The organism is Corynebacterium sp. CNCTC7651 (assembly GCF_021496665.1).
Lineage (GTDB): Bacteria > Actinomycetota > Actinomycetes > Mycobacteriales > Mycobacteriaceae > Corynebacterium.
This window is the reverse complement of record NZ_CP071246.1, coordinates 741,508-760,785: the sequence shown is the minus strand read 5'-3', so window position 1 is coordinate 760,785 and position 19,278 is coordinate 741,508. Positions and strand designations below refer to the sequence as shown.

Sequence of the window (19,278 nt, the reverse complement as noted above, 5' to 3'; positions counted from 1 at the left end):
TTCTAGCCCGCAGTGGTGATGGAGTCTGCCACGTTGCCCCGCTCCCGGCGCTTGGCCAGGCGGGCGCGCTGCGGCTCCACCACGTACTTCGGGTCTTCGGTCGAGCGCTTGCCCGCGGCCATGATGCCGAAGCGGGTGAGGCAGGATCCGGTCAACAGCGCAACGCCGGACAGCGCGGCGATGACGCGGTTGCGCCCGCCCACGGCAGCCCCGACGCCGCCCGCGGCGACGCACACCTCGGCGGCTTTGAGCAGGGTGCCTGCTTTGCCGTCGTGAAGCGTTTCCTCCAGCGGCTCGTGGAGATTGCGCTCGAGGCGCTTCGTCGCCGCGATGTCGGAAGCGGCACCGATCGCCGCGAGCGCGCGGGCCGGGCCGTTGTTCGCCGTGGAGGTGGCTACGAGCGCAGCGCCCGAGGCCGCCGACGCAGCCGAGGAGACAAACAGTCCTGGCAACTCCTCGCGCGCATCCTGCCACAGTGGCACGGAGGTATCGCCGAGCAACACCGCGGTGTAGACCGCAAGCGGCGCACCCATGAGTCCGGAGAACACGCCGGCCGGCGTCGCCGCGGCCTGCAGGAAACTGCGGGCGAACTTCGGCAGCGGAAGGATCTCGCCGGTCAGCTCATCCACCTCGGCCGCAGCGGCGAGCGCAGCCGCCGAGGAGAAGGACCCCAGGATCCAGGACCCCACCGACATCGGCGAGGACAGCTTGAACACGCGGAACATGTTGAGCAGCCGCTCCGGGCGGCCTAAGTCGGCCACCAGGAACGCGGACCCCAGCGCGGAAGCGCCAGCAGCGGCAATGCGCGCGTTGCGCTGCAGCTCTCGGTTGCCCGTGGCACCGGCGCCAACGCCCAAGAGCGCGGAGCCGCCCGCCACGCCGCCGAGGAAGAGGTAGCCGGCGATCGGCCACTCCCACGGCGGGAACTTCACAATCGGGCGACCGTAATAAGAGTCGTACTGCTCGAACTCCGCGCGCGGAACCATGAGCTCCTCGCCGCGTCGCTGCTTGCGCTGCCCCGGCGTGCGCTGCCCCTTCGGGCGGCGTGGCTCCTCCGGCGGACGGAAGCTATCGAACTCTGCCATTACCCGCGCCCTCCAATCGCAAACGCTGCCGCTGCGGCACCGATGAGGCCGGCCGCGGCCACCGCGGCCCGCTTCGCCATCGCCGGCAGGTTCGCCGTGGGCACCTGCGGGTCCGGCGGCAGGCCGTACACCTCGGGCGCATCCAGCAGCAGGAAGATGGACCCGGTGCCGCCCACGCCGTCCTCGCTGTTGGCGCCGTACAACCGCGCCTCGGTCTGGCCCTGCGCGTGCAGCTCGGCCACGCGCGCCCGGGCGGTGGCCAGCATCTCGTCGTAGGAGCCGTACTTGATCGACGTCGTCGGGCACGTCTTCGCGCACGCGGGGCCCTCGCCTACCGCCTGGCGGTCGAAGCACATCGTGCACTTCTGCGCCACGCCGACGTTCTTGATCGGCGCCACCTCACCTGCGGTGAAGTCTTCGCCGATGCGCGGGGAACGGTCGTTGCGCTTCTCCACGCCGCCGTCGGCACGCCGCTCGATGACCCCGAACGGGCAGCCGGCGACGCAGGTGCCGCACCCGTTGCACACGTCGTCCTGCACCACCACGGTGCCGTGCTCGGTGCGGAAGAGCGCACCGGTCGGGCACACGTCCAGGCAGCCGGCGTTGGTGCAGTGCTTGCACACGTCGGAGGACATCAGCCAGCGGAAATCGGGCGTGTCCTGGGGCATGATTGACGACGGTTCCGGGGTCGCCTCCCGCACCTCAGCCGCGCCGACGCCCGGCATGCCGAGGGAAATCAGGCGCGCACCTTCTTCGCGGGCGCGTTCGATCTGGTCCTCGGACTGTTCGATGAACGCCACGTGGCGCCACGTGTCCGCGCCGAGGGAGCCGGTGTTGTCGTAGGACATGCCGGAGAACTCGTAGCTGCCGTCCTGCGGGTTGCGGTTCCACTCCTTGCACGCCACCTCGCAGGCTTTGCAGCCGATGCAGATGGAGGTGTCGGTGAAGAACGCCTTGCGCTCCGCGCGGTCGTAGCCGATGTTGTAGGGCGCCTCTGTCACCCGATTCTTCGTGGTCATCGGCGTCTATCCCTCCCTCTCCGACATGTTGTGCTTCGTGTTGTCCACCTCGGCGCCATCCTCGACGTCGTCGTGCAGGCCCGCCGCTTCCTCGGCCTTCTTGTTGCCCAGGGTGGAGCCGGTGTCCTCCGTCAGTCCGGCGCGGCGCTGGTACTCGCGCACCAGCTCGTCGCGCTCTGCGCCCCGCGGGCGGCGGCCCGGACGAATGTCCACGGCCGAGACCTTGGAGGCCTGGATGTTCACGTTCGGGTCCAGCATGATGCCCAAAAGGTCGTTCGGGCCGTCACCCTCAACCTCGGCGTACTTGCCCTGCCCGTAGTGGAACGGCATGCCCACCTGCTCGTACTCGCGGTCCCCGATGACCAGGGACTGGATGCGGTCCGTCACCAGCACGCGCGACTCAATCGCGCCGCGCGGGGAGATGATGGTCGCCCACTCGCCGTGCGTCAGGCCGGCCTTGGCGGCCAGCTCCGGCGAGACCTCGCAGAACAGCTCCGGCTGCAGCTCCGCCAGGTACGGCAGGGTGCGTGTCATGGCGCCGGAGGTGTACATCTCCGTCAACCGGTACGTGTTCAGCATGTACGGGTACACGTCCGTGCCCTCCTCGCCGTAGTTCGGGGCGGAGAGGTTGTTCGGCCCGCGCATGACAATGCGGGACGGGGACTGCTGCTGCGCGTACAGGAAGTTCGGGAACGGGGATTCCTGCGGCTCGTAGTGGGTGGGCATCGGCCCATCCACCATGCCGCGCGGGGCGAAGAGCCAACCCTTGCCGTCCGGCTGCATGATGAACGGGTCATCGCCAGCGAGTGCTGCCGGGCCAACCGCGTCGCGGTCCGGCTTGTAGCCGGGCGCGCGGTCCACCGGGAAGTCCACCACGTCGTTGGAGTCCCACTTCTCTTGGTCCTCGTCCCACCAGACCAGCTTCTTGCGCTCGGACCACGGCTTGCCGTCCGGATCAGCGGAGGCGCGGTTGTACAGCACGCGGCGGTTCATCGGCCACGCCCAGCCCCAGTCCAGCGCCATCTCGTTCTGCTCGGAGCCCGGGCGCTTGTTGGCGGCGCGGTTCACGCCGCCCGCGTACACGCCGGAGTAGATCCAGCAGCCGCAGGAGGTGGAGCCGTCCGCCTTCAGGTCGGCGAACTTGTCCACCAGCTCGCCCTTGCGCGGGCCGGAGAGGTAGTAGCCGTTGATCTCGCGCAGAACGCTCTCGGCGTCAATCTCTCCATCGCTATCAAGCTCGTAGTCCCACGTGATCTTCTGCAGCGGCAGGTCGCGCGGATCGGTGGAATCCTTCACGCGGTCCTTGATGCGGCAGCCCAGCTCGTAGAAGAACTGCAAGTCACTGTCCGCATCGCCCGGCGCATCCTTGGCCTTGAAGCGCCACTGCAGCATGCGCTGCGTCTGCGTGAACGTGCCGGCCTTCTCCACGTGGTTCGCGGCCGGGAAGAGGAACACCTCGGTGTCAATCTCCTCGGTGACCAGGTCGCCGGACGCGATCTCGGGCGAGTCCTTCCAGAACGTCGCGGTCTCGATCTCCTGGAAATCGCGCACCACCAGCCACTTCAGCTTGGACAGCGCCATGCGCTGCATGTGGCCGTTCGACTGCGCCACGGCGGGGTTCTGGCCGAAGACGAAGTAGCCGTCCACCAAGCCCTGCAGCATGAGCTGCAGCGTGTGGTACGTGGAGTGCGCGCCGGTAAGGCGCGGCATGAGGTCCATGCCCCAGTTGTTGTCCTCCGTCGCCGCGTCGCCCCAGTAGGTCTTCATCAGGGACACGGCATAGGTGTCGCCCTTCTGCCAGAAACCCTTCTGGTCGCGCTTCGCAATCGCGTCCAGGTACTGATCCCACGTCTGCACCTCCGCCTGCGGCATCGGCAGGTAGCCGGGCAGCAGGTGGAACAGCGTCGGCACGTCGGTGGAGCCCTGGATGGAGGCGTGGCCGCGCAGCGCCATAATGCCGGAGCCCGGGCGGCCGACGTTGCCCATCAGCAGCTGCAGGATCGCGCAGGTGCGGATGAACTGGGCACCCATGGTGTGCTGCGTCCAGCCCAGCGCGTACGCGAAGCACGTGGTGCGCTCGCGCCCGGAGTTCTCCGCGATGGAGTTCGCCAGGTAGAAGAAGTCCTCCTGCGAAATGCCGCAGGCCTTCTCCACCATCTCCGGGGTGTAGCGGGAGTAGTGGCGCTTGAGAATCTGGAACACGCAGCGCGGATCTTCCAGCGTCTCATCCTTCTCCACGTCCCAGGAGACCTGCGCGTCCCAGGCCGGCTTCGGCTGCCACGACGAATTGTCGTACGCGCCCGTCTCCGGGTCATACCCGGAGAAAAGCCCGTCCAAATCCTCGGTGTCGCGGAAATCGTCGCTGATGATCGTGGACGCGTTGGTGAACGCCTTGACGTACTCCTCGAAGTACAGGTTGTTCTCCAGCACGTAGTTGATCACGGCACCGAGCAGCACCACGTCGGAGCCGCCGCGGATCGGGATGTGCTTGTGCGCCACCGCGGAGGTGCGGGTGAAACGCGGGTCCACGTGGATAATCCGCGCACCGCGGTTCTTAGCCTCGATAACCCACTGGAAGCCCACCGGGTGCGCTTCCGCCATATTCGAGCCCTGGATGACAATGCAGTCCGCATTTGCCATGTCCTGCAGCGGCTGGGTTGCGCCGCCACGTCCAAACGAGGATCCCAAACTGGGAACCGTGGAGGAGTGTCATATGCGGGCCTGGTTTTCGATCTGCACCGCGCCGGAGGCGGTCCAGAGCTTCTTAATCAGGTAGTTCTCCTCGTTATCCATGGCCGCGCCGCCGAGGCCGGCGATGCCCATGGTGCGGCGCACCGGCCGACCCTTCTCGTCGGTGTCCTGCCAGCCGTTCTCGCGCGCCTCCATAAAACGGTCCGTGACCATCTCCAGCGCGGTTTCGCGGTCCAGCTTCACCCATTCCTTCGCGCGCGGGGCGCGGTACAGGATGTCGCTGAGCCGGTTCGGCGCGTTGACCAGCTGCTCAGATGCCGCACCCTTCGGGCACAGGCGGCCGCGGGAGTGCGGGGAATCCGGATCTCCCTCAATCTGGATGACTTTGTCATCCTTGACGTACACGCGCTGGCCGCAGCCGACCGCGCAATAGGGGCACACGCTTTTGACCACGCGGTCCGCGTCAACGATGCGGCCCTGCATGTCCTTCGTGCGGGCCGATTCCGTGTGCTCGCCGCGCGCGAAGAGATCTCCGTCGCGCAACTGGCGCACTACCGGCCAGTTCAGGGGACTTAACCGTGACATGCCCCCAACCCTAGCCCATCGCACCCCACTCCCCCCGTTTCTTTCCCGGGCACGGGCTGCGTTCTTTGTTACGGTTGTCATGCTTATCGACGCTCACTTCAACCTCTCAAAGGGACCCCCAGCATGCCCCGCTCCGCCCAAACCCTGGCACTTGTCAGTGCTGCGACCGTCGGCACGCTTGTGCTCGGCGCGTGTTCCGCTCCGGAAGCCCCGATCCGCGCCGCCGGCGGGGAGGAAACCGCGACGGTGCAGGCGGCGACGGCGAAGACCCGGCTGACGGTGCAGGCGACGGCGAGTGTGCAGCCCCCGGCCCCAGTAGATGACCCGGACGCGACGTCGGTGGAGCCGTCCGTCGCCGAGGCGGAGCCGGACGAAGCGGAGGCGGCTGAACCGCGCTCCGCGTCCTCGGCCGCGCACCGGCGCTCCAGCTCGGGCTCGTCGAAGGGATCGTCGAGCCCCTCCGACTCGGCCGCTACCCCCACCCCGCTGCCCGCGGGCCCGCTGCAGAAGTACCCGTCCCAGCCGGTGGTGACGTCGCAGGGGTTAACCATCCAGAACCGTGGCGACGTGCTCGGCCCCTACTCCGCCCACGTGGGCGTGCGCTCCGGCGACCTGGGTGCCATGGTCTCGCTCGGCGACGGCACCTTCGCCATGGTCTTCGGCGATTCTTTCCGCGGCGGCAGCATCGGCCAAGGCGAGTGGATGAGCCCAGTGGGCGTGACCGCGAAAGTGGACGGCGACGGCGCGATTGAGATCCTCTCCCCGCTCGGCCGCGGCAAGCGCGTGGAGCAGATGATCGCCTACGGGCGCTACGAGCACACCAACCTCACCCTCATCCCCTCCGACATCATCAACGTCGGCGGCACGCTGTACCTGCAGGGCATGTGGAACTACGGCCTGGGCAACGTCACGCACAGCGAAATCTGGCGCTCTGACGACATGGGCAAGTCCTGGCGCAGCGTGGGCACCACGCCGAAAAATTACATGGACTCGATGGGCGAGCTGCTCTCCTGGACCCCGGGCCCGGACGGCTACATCTACGCCGTGACCACGTCCTTCACCCGCCGGGACCCCGTCTACCTCGCCCGCTTCACCGAGGAGGACATGGGCGATCGCTCGAAATGGCAGCTCTACACCCCGTCCACCGGCGAGTGGGGCGACAGCGGCGCGCCGATCCTGGATCAGGGCATGAAGGCCGGGGAAATGTGCCTGCGCTACATCGACGGCCACTGGGTGCTCTCCATGTTCAACGAGGCCACCCTGGCCATCGAGGTGCGCGTCTCCCCGACGATTGCGCGGGATTGGGACGATGTGCCGGTGGCGACCGTCGCCAAGCATGGCTCCTGGAGCAAGGAGCAGACGCCGCTGAACTGGTCCCAGCCGTACGGCGGCTACATCGTGCCCGGCTCGACGCTGAAGAACATGGGCATCGTGGTCTCGCAGTGGAACACCGAAAACGACAGCCGGTACATGGCCACGCAATTCAACGTGGAGGGGCTGGATACGTTCTTCGGGGTCACGTCGAACAGTACCCACGTATCGCGCCTGACCATCGTGGAACCGCCAGCCACCCCGCCGCCACCGCCGCCCGCGCCGTCACCCGAGGCGCAGGGTTCGAGCGACGCCGAGGTGGCGCTGGTGGTGCTCGCGGTGCTGGGTACCGTCGCGGGTCTCGTGGCGGTGAACTGGCAGACGCTGCGCCCGCTCTTGCCGCCGCAGGTGCGGGGCGCGCTGCCCTTCTAGCGCCGGGCCGTTTCAGCTCCAGGCCGGGCGCGTAAAATCTCCTCGGTGACCACGCAAGAGAGGCGATCCCGCACCCAGCCCGGCCGTTCCCCCTGGTCGGCGCTCTGGGCGATGATGTTGGGATTCTTCATGATCCTGGTGGATTCCACCATCGTCTCCGTGGCCATTCCGGCGATCGCGGAAAGCTTGGACGCGACGTACAACGAGGTCATCTGGGTTAACAGCGCGTACCTCTTGGCGTATGCGGTGCCCCTGCTGATCACCGGCCGGTTCGGGGACCGCTACGGCCCGCGCACCATCTACCTCATCGGCCTGGCGCTGTTCACGGCGTCGTCCCTGGCATGCGGTCTGGCCGATTCGGCCGCGGCGCTGATCGCCGCCCGCGCCGTCCAGGGCCTCGGCGGCGCGTTGGTCACGCCGCAGACCATGTCGGTGATGATCCGCACGTTCTCCCCCCGCGAGCGCGGCGGCGCGATGGGCGTGTGGGGCGCCACCGCTGGCCTGGCCACCGTCACCGGGCCGCTCCTCGGCGGTCTGCTTGTGGATACCGGCGGTTGGCCCTGGATCTTCTACGTCAACGCGCCCGTCGGCATCGTGGGCCTCATCCTCGCGTGGATCTTCGTGCCCAAACTCGAACGCACGAACCGCAACTTCGACTGGGTCGGTACGGGCCTCAGCGCCTTCGGCATGTTCTGCTTGGTCTTCGGCATTCAGGAGGCGCAGCGTTTCGGGTGGGATTGGCGTTTCTGGGCGCTGCTCGCCGCCGGCGCGGTGCTGCTCGCCGCTTTCGGGCGCTGGCAAACCCGCCGCGGGGACGACGCGCTGGTGCCGCTCCGTCTCTTCACCAACCGCAACTTCACGCTCGCGGGCTTGACCATCGCCACCGTCGGTTTCGCCGTGTCCACCTTCGCCATCCCGTGGATGATCTACGTCCAGACCGTGCAGGAATGGGAAACTGACCAACTCGCACGACCCCAAGCCTTTCGCCATTGCAGGCTTATCGACGGCAGCTTTGGCAATCGCCATGACCGCCCTCATCGCCACCCCAGCCGTGGACCCGCGGTGGATGTATCTTGCCTCTGTGCTCTACGGCGTGGGCAACTCGATGATGTGGGGACCGCTGTCCATGGTGGCCACCCGCAACCTGGAGCCTGCGCTGGCCGGCGCCGGTTCGAGCGTGTACAACACCATGCGCCAGATCGGCGCGGTCATCGGCTCCGCGGCTGTGGCGGCGATGATATCGGCCCAGCTCAACGCTCGCTTGGGGGATAACGCCAGCGCCGCCGCACCGGGCGCCGGAGGCGGTTTCGCCGGCCCGCTGCCGGAAGCGCTCCACGAACCGTTCGCCCAGGCCATGAGCACCACCATCTGGCTGCCCTGCGCCGTGTTGCTCGCTGGCGCGGCACTGGCCTGCGGTTTCGCCAAGACCCAATCATGGAACAACTAGGCGGCACCTCCGGCGGGCGCAAGCCCCGCGCCGCGAAGAAGCGCATCGCGGGCACGTACCCGATCGACACGGGCGAGGCCGCTATCGTCGCCGACCCGCAGCGCGACGGCGCGTACATCCTGGAGGTCAACCGCGTCCCGTCCTCCTACGTCGTGCCCGGCGCGCCGGAGGTGTTGGAGTACGACTACATGCGCTGGATCGCCGGCTTCATCTCAGGCCACGCCCTCGCCGAGCCGTTCACCGCCGTCCACCTAGGCGCCGCCGGTTGCGCGCTGCCCGCCTACGTCGCGCACCGCTGGGAAAGCAGCAACACGGCCGTGGAGGTGGACCGCGGTCTCGCCCGCCTGGTGCGCTGGGCGTTCGACCCGCCGGTGCAGATCACCGTCGCCGAGGCCCGCGCGTTCACGCACGCGCTTGTGCCGGGCTCCACGGATGTGATCGTGCGCGACGTCTTCGCCGGCCCCACCACGCCGCGCCCGCTGACCACGGTGGAGTACTTCCGCGCCGTGCGCCGCGCACTCGCCGCGGGCGGGCTCTTCGTGGCCAACATCGGGGACCGCGCCGGGCTCCCCGTCACGCGAGCGGAGCTCGCTGGCTTATCGACGCTCTTTCGACACACCGCAGCCGCCGCCCCCGCCGCCATGCTGGACGGGCGGGCGTACGGCAACGTGGTGGTCGCCGCCTCGGACGCGCCCTTGACGTTCGACCACGCGCTGGCCAGCGCAGACGCGCAGTGGCGCGACGGTGCAGAGCTCATTGACGGCGCCGCACCCAACCACGACTAGAACTTCAGCCTGAGAATTTCAGTTCCGCGCCCAGGCTCGGCTGGTAGAACGCGGCGCGCTCGGCGGTGAGTTCGTTGAAGTGCGGCGAGGTGACCTCGGCGAGCGCCTCGATGTAGGCGGGCACGATCGCCTTCGGGATACGCAGCCCCATGGTGAGGTGCGGGATCCAACGGTCGCCGCAGCCGTCCGGGTTCATTGCACTCAACCGTCGTGAAGCAAGCTCTAGCTCCTCGGGCGCCTCCAAGAGCCAGGCGACGGTCTGCTTCGACTTCGTGCCAAAGACAACGGTGCCCACGCGGCGGAGCGTAGCCGGCATACACGGCGGCAGGGTCACCGCCGCCTCCCCCACCACGCGGCGGTCCATCGTCGGCGCGAACGTCACCGAGATTCGCGGGCGCTGGTGCTGCTCCGGCAGGCCGCGGGCGGCAAGGGCGCGGTAGATGTCCCGGATGGCATGTTCCTGCTCCGTCGTCACGCGAAGCAGAATGTTTTCCGGGGAGCCTGCCACTATTCTTCGACGTCCTCGGCAATCGCCTTGGCTTCGGCGGGCGAGACCTCGCCACGGCCCACCATGTTCTCCAAGTGCGCCTCCGCCTCCGGTACCCACAGGTTGCGGGACCGGCGGATGACCACCAGGAAGCCGATGACGTAGATGGCGGTGACCACCGGCACGCCCACGAAGCCCCAGAAATAGGTGCCGGTGAGGTCCGGGATGAGGCCCCACAGTGACGCACCGACTGAAAGGCCGATCGGGTACGCCATGCCCAGGATGCCCCACAGCTTGGAAAAGTCGCGCTGGCCAAACGCGCGCTCGCCGATCAGCGGCGGGGTGACCGTACCGGTGGCCAGGCCAACGGCAACCAGGAACATCGAGGCGATGAACACCCACGGGCTGCGGGCGAACGCGAAGATGACAAAGCCGATGGACGCGATGGTGAAGCACAGCACCAGCGCCTTCTCCAGACCGATCTTGTCCACAACCCAGCCCAGCGCCGGCTTGTACGGGATGAGCAGCACGGTGGCCAGCACCACGATGGTGGAGATGAGCTGCGGGCTCACCGCCATGCCCCACGGCGCGGAGTTCAGGTAGTTCACCAGGTGCTGCGTCATGCCGTAGGTGATGCCGAAGATGGCCAGGGAGGCCAGCAGCACCCAGAACCACGGGGACTTCAGCGCCTGCTCCTGCGGCAGGCCCGGCTCCCACTCGTCCTTCGCCGTGGTCCTCATCTTGTCCGCCGGCGGGGCGCCGTACGGGCTCAGCCCCTGATCCTCCGGGTTGTTCCGGATCATGAACAGGCCGGGCAGAATCGTCGCTGCGGCCATAATGCCGGCCAGCACCAGCATGGTGCTGCGCCACCCGATGGAGCCCATCAGCGGCGGCACGAGGAAGCCCAGGATCACGCCGCCCACGCCGGAGCCGGCGAGCACCGCACCCAGCACGGTGCCGCGTTTCTCAATGAACCAGCGGTTGATCACCACCACCGGCACGTACTGCACGGATAGGCCCACGCCCACGCCGATGATTAGGCCGGCGAGGTAGAACATCCACAGCGACTGGGAGAACGCGAACAGCGCCAGGCCCGCGGTGGCGATTGCGCCGCCGATGAGTAGAACATCCACAGCGACTGGGAGAACGCGAACAGCGCCAGGCCCGCGGTGGCGATTGCGCCGCCGATGATCATCAGGCCCTGCGCTTTGAGCTTGTCTATGAGCTGGGCCGCCGCCAGCATTGTGAACGCGGAGGCGAAGCCGTAGATGGTGTAGTAGATCAGAAAGCTCGAGGTGGTGAACTCCGGGAAGTCCTTCAGCACCATCGGGGTGAAAAAGCTCAGACCCGTGAGCGTGACGGCGAAGCCGATCTCCGAGATCGCCGCGCCGAGTGCGGTGCGCTTGTGGGCACCGGGCATTTTCCCGGCGGTGTCGGTGCCTTTCGGGCCCGCGCCTGTGGCTGTAGACATGGGGCACAGTTCCTTACGTTGTGCGAGGTGTATCACTTCCCAACGTAGCACCGCCCGAGGCACCTCAAAGTCCCGCGCTACTATCGGGTGCACCATTTATTAACCAAGATGAAACCTGGAGGCCACCGCCATGCAGAACGATCCCGCAAAGCCCGGCTACACCACCGATGGCAGCACCAACAAGCCGGTCGACCACGATGAGGACCAGTTCGCGCAGGACACCGGCTCCGCCCTGGGCTACGGCGAGGAGGCAGAGGACGGCGTTGAGGATGCGCAGCTGACGTACGAGATCTCCCAGGAGGATGAGGGCGACCACCCCACCATTGAGAAGTAAATCGAAAAGTAGGCGGAAGAAGTAGCCGCTACACCTCCCAGCGGACGTCGTCGGGCGATTTGTCGTCGCGCCACCCGCGCCACGACGCCTGCCGCACCTTGCCCCCGCCCGTCGCGCCCGCCAACGCCACCTCGGCCACCCGTTTCGGGGTGACCCACCACGCGTCTTTCGCGTCTTCCGCCGGCACCTCGACGGGCGGGGTTTTGCGCTTGATGCGCCCCAGCTCCCGCTCGATCTCGGCGAGCTGCCCCGACGAAAACCCCGTGCCCACGCGCCCGGCGTAGGTCAGCTCCCCGTCCTCGTTCGGTACCGCGACCAGGAGCGATTTCCCCTCGCGCACGCCCACCACCACAACTTCCTGGTGCAACGCGCGCTTCACCTTCAGCCAGCTCCGGCTGCGCCCGGACACGTACGGGGAGCTGGTGTGCTTTGCCACGACACCTTCCAACCCCATCTCCCCCGCCACCGACCACGCCGCTTTGAACGCCCCGCGAAACGCCGGCGGGATCGCGGCGGTGTCTGTCTCCGAAAGCGCTTCCAGCTCCGCCCGGCGCGCGTCGTACGGCTCGGCCGTGAGGTCCCTCTCCCCCACCCGCAGCAGGTCGAACACCATGTACCGCAGCTGCACATCCCCCGCATCGCCGTGCTTGTCCGCCGCGTGCAGCAGCGAGAAGTTCGGTTTCCCGTCCGCGTCGAGGGCGACCAGTTCGCCGTCAAAGGTGGCGTCGTCAAGCGGGAGCTCAAGCTGCGGGAACAGCGACGTGTAGTCCTTCCCGCCGCGGCTGATCAGGCGAATCGTGTCGGCGGATGCGTCCGCGATGATGCGGTAGCCGTCCCACTTCATCTCGTACGCGAGCGTCGCGCCGTCCTGCACCGCCAGCCGGATGTCCGCCTCCGTCGCCGCCGTAGCCAGCATCGGGGCCGGGGGCTCATGCTTGTCGACGTCTGCTTCCGCCCGCCCCCCAGAAGCCTCAGTGGCACCAGGCGCCTCGGGCTCGGGCCGCCCGTGGGGCTCGGCCGGCGGCTGGCGCTTCATGAATTTCAGCAGCCAGTTCTCCCCCTCCGTGCGGATCAGCGCGTAGCGGCGCGGTACGCCGCCCAAGCCGCCGCCCGCACGCCCGTAGAGCACCGCGATCACCTCGTCGTCTCGCCACTTCTCGATTTCGCAGGTACCGATATCCCAGATTTTCACGTTGCCCGCGCCGTACTGGCCCTTGGGGATGGTGCCTTCGAACCAGGCGTACTCGTACGGGTGGTCCTCCGTCTGCACCGCAAGGCGGTTGAGCTCCGGGTCCAGCGGCGGGCCCTTCGGCACCGCCCAGGAGACCAGCACGCCCTCGTGCTCCAGGCGGAAGTCCCAGTGCAGGCGGGTGGCGTCGTGCTCCCCGATGACAAAGATCGGCTCCCCCTCGCGCGGCTGCGGGGCTGCGTCCGGCACTGGCTCGCCCGTCTTGGTGGCGTCGCGCATGGAGCGGTACTTGGTCAGCCGGTCGGTGGGTGCTGCAGATGCGTCGGCGGGAGCACCGGGCGCACCCAGCGCGGCGATGGGGTCCAACCCGTCCGCCACCCGCTCAATCACTTCTTCGAACTCGAGGTGGCGCAGATCCGGGTCCGCGATCTCCTCCCACGTTCGCGGCGCGGCCACGGTTGGGCGGGCGCGGCCGCGCAATGAATAGGGGCTGACCGTGGTCTTCTTGCCGTTGTTCTGGCTCCAATCCAGAAACACCTTGCCCGCCCGCTCGGTCTTGCGCATGGTGGCGGTGACGCGGCCCGGGTGCTCTTCTTCCAGCGCCTGCGCCAACGCCTTGGCCACGCTGCTTACGGCCGCGGCATCGCTGGTCCCGTCCAGGCCCGCGTAGAGATGGATGCCCTTGGACCCGGAGGTCACCGGCACGCTGGTCAGCCCCATGCCCTCCAGAATCTCGCGGCACCATAGCGCCACCTCCGCGATCTGGGGCATAGTCACACCCTCGCCCGGGTCTAAGTCCAGCACCAGCCGGTCCGGGTTCCCCTGCTTACCGTCCGGGCCGAACCGCCACTGCGGGGTGTGCAATTCCAGGGCAGCCACTTGGGCGAGCCAGGCGAGGGTCTCGGGACCGTCGATAAGCGGATACGCATTCGTGGAGGTCTTGTGCTGAATCTCGCCGGTGCGGATCCAACTGGGCGCGGACGTTTCCAGGTCCTTGCGGAAGAAGCTCTGCCCTTCCACCCCGTCCGGCCAGCGTTTGCGCGTCACGGGCCTGCCGCGCACCTGCGGCACCAGCACGTCCGCCACCTCGAGGTAGTAGCGCATCACGTCCGCTTTCGTGGTGCCCGTTGCCGGATAGAGCACTTTGTCCAAGCTGCTCACCGAAAGCGTGCGGCCGCCGACGCTGACCTTTGTGGTTGCCATGCTGGCCATCCTAGATTTGCCCGTACACTGGCGTTCTATGCGCGCGATTTGGACCGGCTCCATCACCTTCGGCCTTGTCAACGTCCCCGTCAAGGCATTCGGGGCGACCGAGGACCATGATATTTCCTTCCACCAGGTCCACGACAAGGATGGCGGCCGCATCCGCTACGAGCGCCGCTGCGAGGTCTGCGGGGAGAAGGTGGAGTACAGCCACATCGACAAGGCTTTCGAGGAAGACGGGGACACCGTCGTGCTGACGGACGAGGACTTTGCCAGCCTCCCCGAGGCGGACAACGACGAGATCGAGGTTGTCCAATTCGTCCCCGCCGACCAGATCGACCCGATCATGCTGGAAAAGTCCTACTACCTCGCGCCGGAGGGCAAGACACCGAAGTCCTACCTGCTGCTGCGCCAGACGCTCGAGGATACGGACTTAACCGCCGTGGTCCGCTTCGCGCTGCGCCAGAAGACGCGCCTTGGCGTGCTGCGCGTAGTGGGCAAGGTCATCGTGCTCCAGGGCATGATGTGGGCCGACGAGATCCGCGAGCTCGATTTCGACGGCCAGTTCAAGGGCGTGAAATCCCGCGCGAAGATCTCGGACAAGGAGCTCGAGCTCTCCTCCCAGCTCGTGGAGTCCTACTCTTCCGACTTCACGCCCGAGGAGTTCGAGGACGATTGCCAGATCGAGCTGCGCAAACTCATAGACGCCAAGTTCGAGCAAGGCGACACCATCGACACCGAAGCCACCTTCGGGGAGCAAAAGCGTGACGACGATAGCGAGGCCGACGTCGTCGACCTCATGGAAGCCCTCAAGGCTTCCCTGGACAAGCGCTCCGGAGGCAAAAAGAGCTCGAAGAAGGGCGCGAAGAAGGACAGCGCGTAACACCGATGGCCCCGAAGATGAAGGAGTACTTCAACGCGGAGACGGCGGAGAAGCTCGGCAACCAGCTCGGTATTGACGGGGCGGAGTACGCGGCCTGGGTCGCGCCGCGCGTCGGCGAGCTGGAGATCCTCGGCCGCGTCACCGTGTTCGCCGAGGGGCTGAAAGACCGCCTGCCCGAAGGGTACGGGGAGGCGGTTCAAGGGATCGTCGCAAGGCTTGGCCCCGAGCTTTTGGAGGGCGAAGGCTACTTCAACCACGCCTTCCACCTCTGGCCGGTGAGCCGCTACATCGAGCTGTACGGGCTCGATGAGCCGGAGCTGTCCCTGGATGCCATCGAGGCCCTGACCCGCGCGTTCACCGGCGAGTGGGCAGTGCGGCCGTACTTGGAGCGCTACCCGGAGCTGACGCTCGCAAGGGTGCACGAATGGGCGCGGTCGGGAAGCCACAACGTGCGCCGGCTGGCATCGGAAGGCATCCGCCCGCGGCTGCCGTGGGCGCGGGTGCACACGCCGTTCGTTGCAGACCCAACCCCGATCATCCCGGTGCTGGAACAGCTCCACGCCGACGAGTCGCTGTTCGTGCGCACATCCGTGGCCAACAATCTGAACGACATCTCGCGCACCCACCCGGAGCTCGCGCTGGAAACCGCCGGGCGCTGGGCCGCGAGCTCCGCGCCCCATGCCACGTGGATGGTGGAGCGCGGCCTGCGCACCCTGATCAAACGCGGCGACGCGGGGGCGCTGGCGCTCGCCGGTTACGGGGCGGGCGAATACATCGCGGTTCAGGACCTGTCATTTCCTCCCCGGGCCACCGTGGGCGAGGCGGCGACGCTGAAGGTGACGCTGGCAAACACCAGCGCTGAAAAGCAGGAGCTTCTTGCCGAGTACCGCCTGCATTTTCTAAAGAAGAACGGCCAGCGGCGTCCGAGCGTGTTCCGATTAGGCAAGTTCACGCTCGCACCGGGCGAGCGGCTGACCGTGGAGAAGCAACACGTTTTCCGCCTGACCAGCACGCGGACCTACTACCCCGGCACGCAGGCGATCAGCGTTGTGGTGAACGGGCGCGAGAGCGACCAGCTCGAGTTTGAGCTGGTTGGCCAGGAAGGTCCGTAGACTGACGGTGTGAACTCCCCTGAAACGCCGCGGACAAGGCCGCACATTTCTTCTCAACCCTCGATTTCCTTCGCCTTAATCGATGACAAGGGAGAACTTGTACGGGCCAGGCACGACACCAAGCCCTACTATGCCGCAAGCACTATCAAGACCCATGTGATGATCGCGGTGCTTCAGAGGGTTGACCAAGGCATTCTGAAACTTGGTGATCAAGTCCAGTGTTCTCGAACATTCACCGGTACCGATGGAAAACCATTTACCCTCACTGGAGATCATCTTGATCCTGTCTACCCAGCAGATGGAGTCGCCATCGGCTTGGGCGATAGCCTCCACGCAATGATTACAAGGTCCAGTAACGAAGCCACAAATGTGAATATGGGTCTACTTGGCGATTATCGCGCTGCCCTAGATACGGTTTGTCACCAGATCGGGCTTCACTCGACACGGGTGCAGAGATTGATTGGAGATCAATCAGCCATTCTCAATGGTTTAACTAACGAGACGTGCGCGCTTGACCTTGCCACTACAATGCATAAGCTCACTACCGGTTCACTGCTGAGTGAAGAATCCACAGCGTTCGCTTTAAATTGTCTTCGTCAGCAGGAGAAACGGTTGGTCACGAGTGCACTAGATTCTGGGATCGATTGCGGATCGAAATCAGGCGAAATCGATAACCTGCAGCATGACGTAGCGTTTTTGGGCAACCCCGCGTGGTCCCTTGCGGTGTTGACTGAAGGCTTCAACGAAGACGCTTCTCGGGAGGCAATCACCGCCATGGCAGAAGCCTTCCTGCCTCCCGAGGTTGTGCGTCCTGGTTAAAGCGGGTCCTCGGCGGGTTCCAAGGTCTCCAGCGCGAGACCCGGCCCTTGGTTCAGCCGAAGCTTCCCCTCGCTCTCCGTGTACCCACCACGCGGCACATCGTTAGCGAACCAAGCAGGAGGATCTAGGTCGATCATCGTAACTGCCGGGTGCCCTAAAGCAAGGTGGGCGGCTGCAGCAATCGAGATGCGAGGCTCCATCATGGCTCCAACCATGCAGCTCAACCCTGCTTCCTGAGCTTTATGAGCAATCTGGATCGCAGGCTGGAGACCGCCGGTCTTAGCAAGCTTGATGTTCAGTAACGTGGCTGCTGAGTGCTCGATGATCCGATCAGCATCCACAGGACTCCACAGAGACTCGTCGGCCATGATCGGTATCGGCGAGCGCGCAGTCACTTTTGCCATACCAGCGATGTCTTCGCGCGCCAACGGCTGTTCAATCAGGTCAATCGGCAACTCAGTATCTGCTAACTCATTGATCAGGCGTATAGCCTGCTCGGTTGTCCAACCTTGGTTCGCATCAAGTCGAAGAGAGACTCCGGGGGTTGCATCCATCACGGACTGTAAGCGCACCCGGTCCGCTTCAGGGTCGGAGCCTAGCTTGATCTTCAGGATTGAGTACCCATCCCGCACTGCTTCAGCCGCACGTTGAGCCATAATCTCTGGGGCATCCAAGCTCACAGTCATATCGTTTGTAAGCTCTCCGTCTAGAGAGCCAGACGGGAAGCTGTATGGCGGATATCCACTCAGCAATACCCCGAGCGGAAGTCCATGTGCCGTGGCCACGGCACTGTGTACCGCGACATCAACCGCCGCTCGTGCACTTGTCGCATTGGGAGCGACGCGCTCGAGAAGCTGATACATCTCTTCTAAGGTGCCACGGAACCTTTCGAGTTCAGATCGAATTGGCCCGTTCACTTCTCGAAGAATCGTCTGTGCGCTCTCGCCGGTGACTTTCACAGTTTCGGCAGCCGATCCCTGTGCCCGGAAGATTCCTCCAGCGGTTTCTACCGCTACATCGACTACCACGTAATCGACAGAATCCGTTCGGCGTGCTGCCGTGATGAATGGACGCTTAAGCGGCGACCGGTGACCGTGGGCTGAAACCCCAACTACGCCGAAGCTCTGGTTCCATACTTTTGAAAGAATCTGATCCACGGTTACAAACCTGCCATTACCTGTGCGCCCGCCAAGCCAATCCACGTGCCAAGCAGCGAGCCGATTAAGCCGTACAAAACACCAATCGGGGCAAGGGACTTGTTGTAGGCCGCGGCGACGACAGGCGCGGACGCAACGCCGCCAATATTTGCAGTCGAAGCAACAGCCAGAGAGAACAGCTCAGTTCGAGTGAGCTTCGCGTAAATCACCATCAGAAGAGCGTGGATCACTAAGACGAGGAGACCGGAAATGATGTAGATCGGCGCCTGCGTGATAGCAGAGAAATCGGATCCTGCTGCAATTTGTCCAATCACAAGGAACAGCATGAGAGTCGCAATCTCTTCGGAACCGGCGATTTCCCCCAACTTCGTTTGTGCAGCAACGAGGCCCAAGACGGAGACAATGATGATTGTCCAAGCCGAGGCGTTAATTACGTCGCCGACCTGCGGCAACAGACCTCCTAGCCAGATGGAGAAGCAAGATACCGCAATGGACCCAAAGATCACGATCGCAAGAGATTCGACAGAGATGGGCTTCTTCGTCGTTTCAATGTCCCGAGCGTCAGCCGTGAGATAGTTGTCTTTCGCTCGGGTGAAACGGTTGAAGCGGTCGGAGAACGCAACCGACGAGAACATCACCATCAGCCACACCGAGTACACGATCGTGTCCGTAATCAGCGCGTATCCGAACAGCGTCTGCGGGCCCTGGAGAATATCCTGCACAGCGACCATGTTCGCGCTGCCACCGGTCCAGGAAGCGAGCAGAGCACCAAATACCTTCCAAGACCCCTCCCCCAGCGAAGACTGGAACATCCAGTACACCGCACAAACGGCGACAAATAGAGAGGCACTGGCGACCGCCATGGTAAGTAGCAGTTTCGGACCAAGCTTGATGATTTTCCTCAGATCACAGCCAAAGAGGAAGAGGAAAATCATCGCAGGCAGAGCGACCTTCTTGACTGCGTTGAGTGGCGCTGTCACTTCCTCGCCATCGCCGAAAACTCCAACAGTGTTAAGGAGAGCGCAGGCGAGGTACATGATGACCATGGCTGGAACGTATTTGAAAAGCCTCCACCCAGTAGTGCGCTCAAGCACGATCAATATTCCCGCGAGCCCGGTGATTATCCCGAGCATCACCAACCCATCAGTAACCAAACCTTCTCCTTACTCCGTATCCATACTGAAATTTGCCGTAGAGCACATTGGCGCGCCAATGTAGTGTGAGTCACATTAACAGTTGGAAAGGCTTAGTGAGATCGTTTTAAGGGA

The 19,278-nt window shown here is 65.3% G+C and carries 16 protein-coding genes and 2 pseudogenes; 9 read left to right on the top strand and 9 right to left on the bottom strand.

Translation table 11 applies throughout. The features are described 5' to 3' along the window. Positions 1 to 2 precede the first annotated feature (2 nt). From nrfD to fdnG, 3 genes are read right to left on the bottom strand one after another with little or no spacing between them, the layout of a single operon-like run. Positions 3 to 1,085: an NrfD/PsrC family molybdoenzyme membrane anchor subunit gene (nrfD, locus tag JZY91_RS03755; protein ID WP_234948627.1), complete on the bottom strand. Its 1,083-nt coding sequence runs from the start codon at positions 1,083 to 1,085 to the stop codon at positions 3 to 5. Beyond that, positions 1,085 to 2,104, bottom strand: coding sequence for a 4Fe-4S dicluster domain-containing protein (locus JZY91_RS03750; protein WP_234948626.1), 1,020 nt, complete (start codon positions 2,102 to 2,104; stop codon positions 1,085 to 1,087). The genes nrfD and JZY91_RS03750 overlap by 1 nt, the downstream gene beginning before the upstream one ends. A gap of 6 nt (positions 2,105 to 2,110) precedes the next feature. Continuing rightward, entirely contained in the window at positions 2,111 to 5,380 is a 3,270-nt protein-coding gene (gene fdnG, locus JZY91_RS03745) for a formate dehydrogenase-N subunit alpha (protein WP_234948625.1), read from the bottom strand. 123 nt (positions 5,381 to 5,503) lie between these two features. On the opposite strand from fdnG, the gene JZY91_RS03740 reads away from it, so the two are divergent. The 5 genes and pseudogenes from JZY91_RS03740 to JZY91_RS03725 all read left to right on the top strand — a co-directional run bounded on the left by JZY91_RS03740 (position 5,504) and on the right by JZY91_RS03725 (position 9,355). Beyond that, the gene (locus tag JZY91_RS03740; protein WP_234948624.1) at positions 5,504 to 7,123 is read left to right on the top strand and encodes a DUF4185 domain-containing protein; all 1,620 of its coding nucleotides are present in this window, start codon (positions 5,504 to 5,506) and stop codon (positions 7,121 to 7,123) included. Between the two features lie 111 nt (positions 7,124 to 7,234). After that, a pseudogene (locus JZY91_RS11825) lies at positions 7,235 to 7,708 on the top strand (MFS transporter); the annotation flags it as partial. Positions 7,709 to 8,078: 370 nt separating this feature from the next. Further along, positions 8,079 to 8,279 (top strand): annotated as a pseudogene (locus JZY91_RS11820) (MFS transporter); the annotation flags it as partial. A gap of 69 nt (positions 8,280 to 8,348) precedes the next feature. Next, entirely contained in the window at positions 8,349 to 8,570 is a 222-nt protein-coding gene (locus JZY91_RS03730; RefSeq protein WP_234949155.1) for a hypothetical protein, read from the top strand. Beyond that, on the top strand, positions 8,558 to 9,355 hold the full coding sequence (locus JZY91_RS03725) for a spermidine synthase (protein WP_234948623.1): 798 nt from the start codon (positions 8,558 to 8,560) through the stop codon (positions 9,353 to 9,355). The genes JZY91_RS03730 and JZY91_RS03725 overlap by 13 nt, the downstream gene beginning before the upstream one ends. Positions 9,356 to 9,359: 4 nt before the next feature. Here the strand turns inward: JZY91_RS03725 and JZY91_RS03720 are convergent, their stop codons facing one another. From JZY91_RS03720 to JZY91_RS03710, 3 genes are read right to left on the bottom strand one after another with little or no spacing between them, the layout of a single operon-like run. Further along, positions 9,360 to 9,830, bottom strand: coding sequence for a 2'-5' RNA ligase (locus tag JZY91_RS03720; RefSeq protein WP_370639257.1), 471 nt, complete (start codon positions 9,828 to 9,830; stop codon positions 9,360 to 9,362). Between the two features lie 32 nt (positions 9,831 to 9,862). Then, positions 9,863 to 10,975, bottom strand: coding sequence for a nitrate/nitrite transporter (locus tag JZY91_RS03715; protein ID WP_234948622.1), 1,113 nt, complete (start codon positions 10,973 to 10,975; stop codon positions 9,863 to 9,865). Then, complete coding sequence (locus tag JZY91_RS03710; RefSeq protein ID WP_234948621.1) at positions 10,879 to 11,313, bottom strand: hypothetical protein; 435 nt, start codon at positions 11,311 to 11,313, stop codon at positions 10,879 to 10,881. Before JZY91_RS03710 ends, JZY91_RS03715 begins: the two co-directional genes overlap by 97 nt. Before the next feature lie 130 nt (positions 11,314 to 11,443). On the opposite strand from JZY91_RS03710, the gene JZY91_RS03705 reads away from it, so the two are divergent. Further along, positions 11,444 to 11,647 (top strand): hypothetical protein, encoded by a 204-nt coding sequence (locus JZY91_RS03705; RefSeq protein WP_234948620.1) that lies wholly within the window; start codon positions 11,444 to 11,446, stop codon positions 11,645 to 11,647. Between the two features lie 28 nt (positions 11,648 to 11,675). On the opposite strand, the gene JZY91_RS03700 is transcribed toward JZY91_RS03705, so the two are convergent. Continuing rightward, on the bottom strand, positions 11,676 to 14,039 hold the full coding sequence (locus tag JZY91_RS03700) for an ATP-dependent DNA ligase (protein ID WP_234948619.1): 2,364 nt from the start codon (positions 14,037 to 14,039) through the stop codon (positions 11,676 to 11,678). Positions 14,040 to 14,076: 37 nt separating this feature from the next. On the opposite strand from JZY91_RS03700, the gene JZY91_RS03695 reads away from it, so the two are divergent. Genes JZY91_RS03695 through JZY91_RS03685 form a run of 3 tightly spaced genes read left to right on the top strand, consistent with a single transcriptional unit; the run spans position 14,077 to position 16,853 of the window. After that, complete coding sequence (locus JZY91_RS03695) at positions 14,077 to 14,922, top strand: Ku protein (protein WP_234948618.1); 846 nt, start codon at positions 14,077 to 14,079, stop codon at positions 14,920 to 14,922. A gap of 5 nt (positions 14,923 to 14,927) precedes the next feature. Next, the gene (locus JZY91_RS03690) at positions 14,928 to 16,034 is read left to right on the top strand and encodes a DNA alkylation repair protein (protein ID WP_234948617.1); all 1,107 of its coding nucleotides are present in this window, start codon (positions 14,928 to 14,930) and stop codon (positions 16,032 to 16,034) included. A gap of 9 nt (positions 16,035 to 16,043) precedes the next feature. Continuing rightward, the gene (locus tag JZY91_RS03685) at positions 16,044 to 16,853 is read left to right on the top strand and encodes a serine hydrolase (protein ID WP_234948616.1); all 810 of its coding nucleotides are present in this window, start codon (positions 16,044 to 16,046) and stop codon (positions 16,851 to 16,853) included. Here JZY91_RS03685 and JZY91_RS03680 read toward each other — a convergent pair. Beyond that, positions 16,850 to 18,010 carry a dipeptide epimerase gene (locus JZY91_RS03680; protein WP_234948615.1) on the bottom strand — a complete coding sequence of 387 codons (1,161 nt, stop codon included), beginning with the start codon at positions 18,008 to 18,010 and terminating at the stop codon, positions 16,850 to 16,852. The genes JZY91_RS03685 and JZY91_RS03680 overlap by 4 nt on opposite strands. A gap of 2 nt (positions 18,011 to 18,012) precedes the next feature. Beyond that, on the bottom strand, positions 18,013 to 19,143 hold the full coding sequence (locus JZY91_RS03675; RefSeq protein WP_234949040.1) for a DUF819 domain-containing protein: 1,131 nt from the start codon (positions 19,141 to 19,143) through the stop codon (positions 18,013 to 18,015). Positions 19,144 to 19,278 lie beyond the last annotated feature (135 nt).

What these genes read in the sequence shown, in the direction of transcription:
- JZY91_RS03705 (WP_234948620.1), top strand. Translation starts at nt 11,444, where the DNA reads ATGCAGAACGATCCCGCAAAGCCCGGCTACACCACCGATGGCAGCACC.
- JZY91_RS03710 (WP_234948621.1), bottom strand. Translation starts at nt 11,313, where the DNA reads ATGTCTACAGCCACAGGCGCGGGCCCGAAAGGCACCGACACCGCCGGG.
- JZY91_RS03740 (WP_234948624.1), top strand. Translation starts at nt 5,504, where the DNA reads ATGCCCCGCTCCGCCCAAACCCTGGCACTTGTCAGTGCTGCGACCGTC.
- nrfD (WP_234948627.1), bottom strand. Translation starts at nt 1,085, where the DNA reads ATGGCAGAGTTCGATAGCTTCCGTCCGCCGGAGGAGCCACGCCGCCCG.
- JZY91_RS03725 (WP_234948623.1), top strand. Translation starts at nt 8,558, where the DNA reads ATGGAACAACTAGGCGGCACCTCCGGCGGGCGCAAGCCCCGCGCCGCG.
- JZY91_RS03690 (WP_234948617.1), top strand. Translation starts at nt 14,928, where the DNA reads ATGGCCCCGAAGATGAAGGAGTACTTCAACGCGGAGACGGCGGAGAAG.
- JZY91_RS03695 (WP_234948618.1), top strand. Translation starts at nt 14,077, where the DNA reads ATGCGCGCGATTTGGACCGGCTCCATCACCTTCGGCCTTGTCAACGTC.
- JZY91_RS03750 (WP_234948626.1), bottom strand. Translation starts at nt 2,104, where the DNA reads ATGACCACGAAGAATCGGGTGACAGAGGCGCCCTACAACATCGGCTAC.
- JZY91_RS03675 (WP_234949040.1), bottom strand. Translation starts at nt 19,143, where the DNA reads ATGCTCGGGATAATCACCGGGCTCGCGGGAATATTGATCGTGCTTGAG.
- JZY91_RS03700 (WP_234948619.1), bottom strand. Translation starts at nt 14,039, where the DNA reads ATGGCAACCACAAAGGTCAGCGTCGGCGGCCGCACGCTTTCGGTGAGC.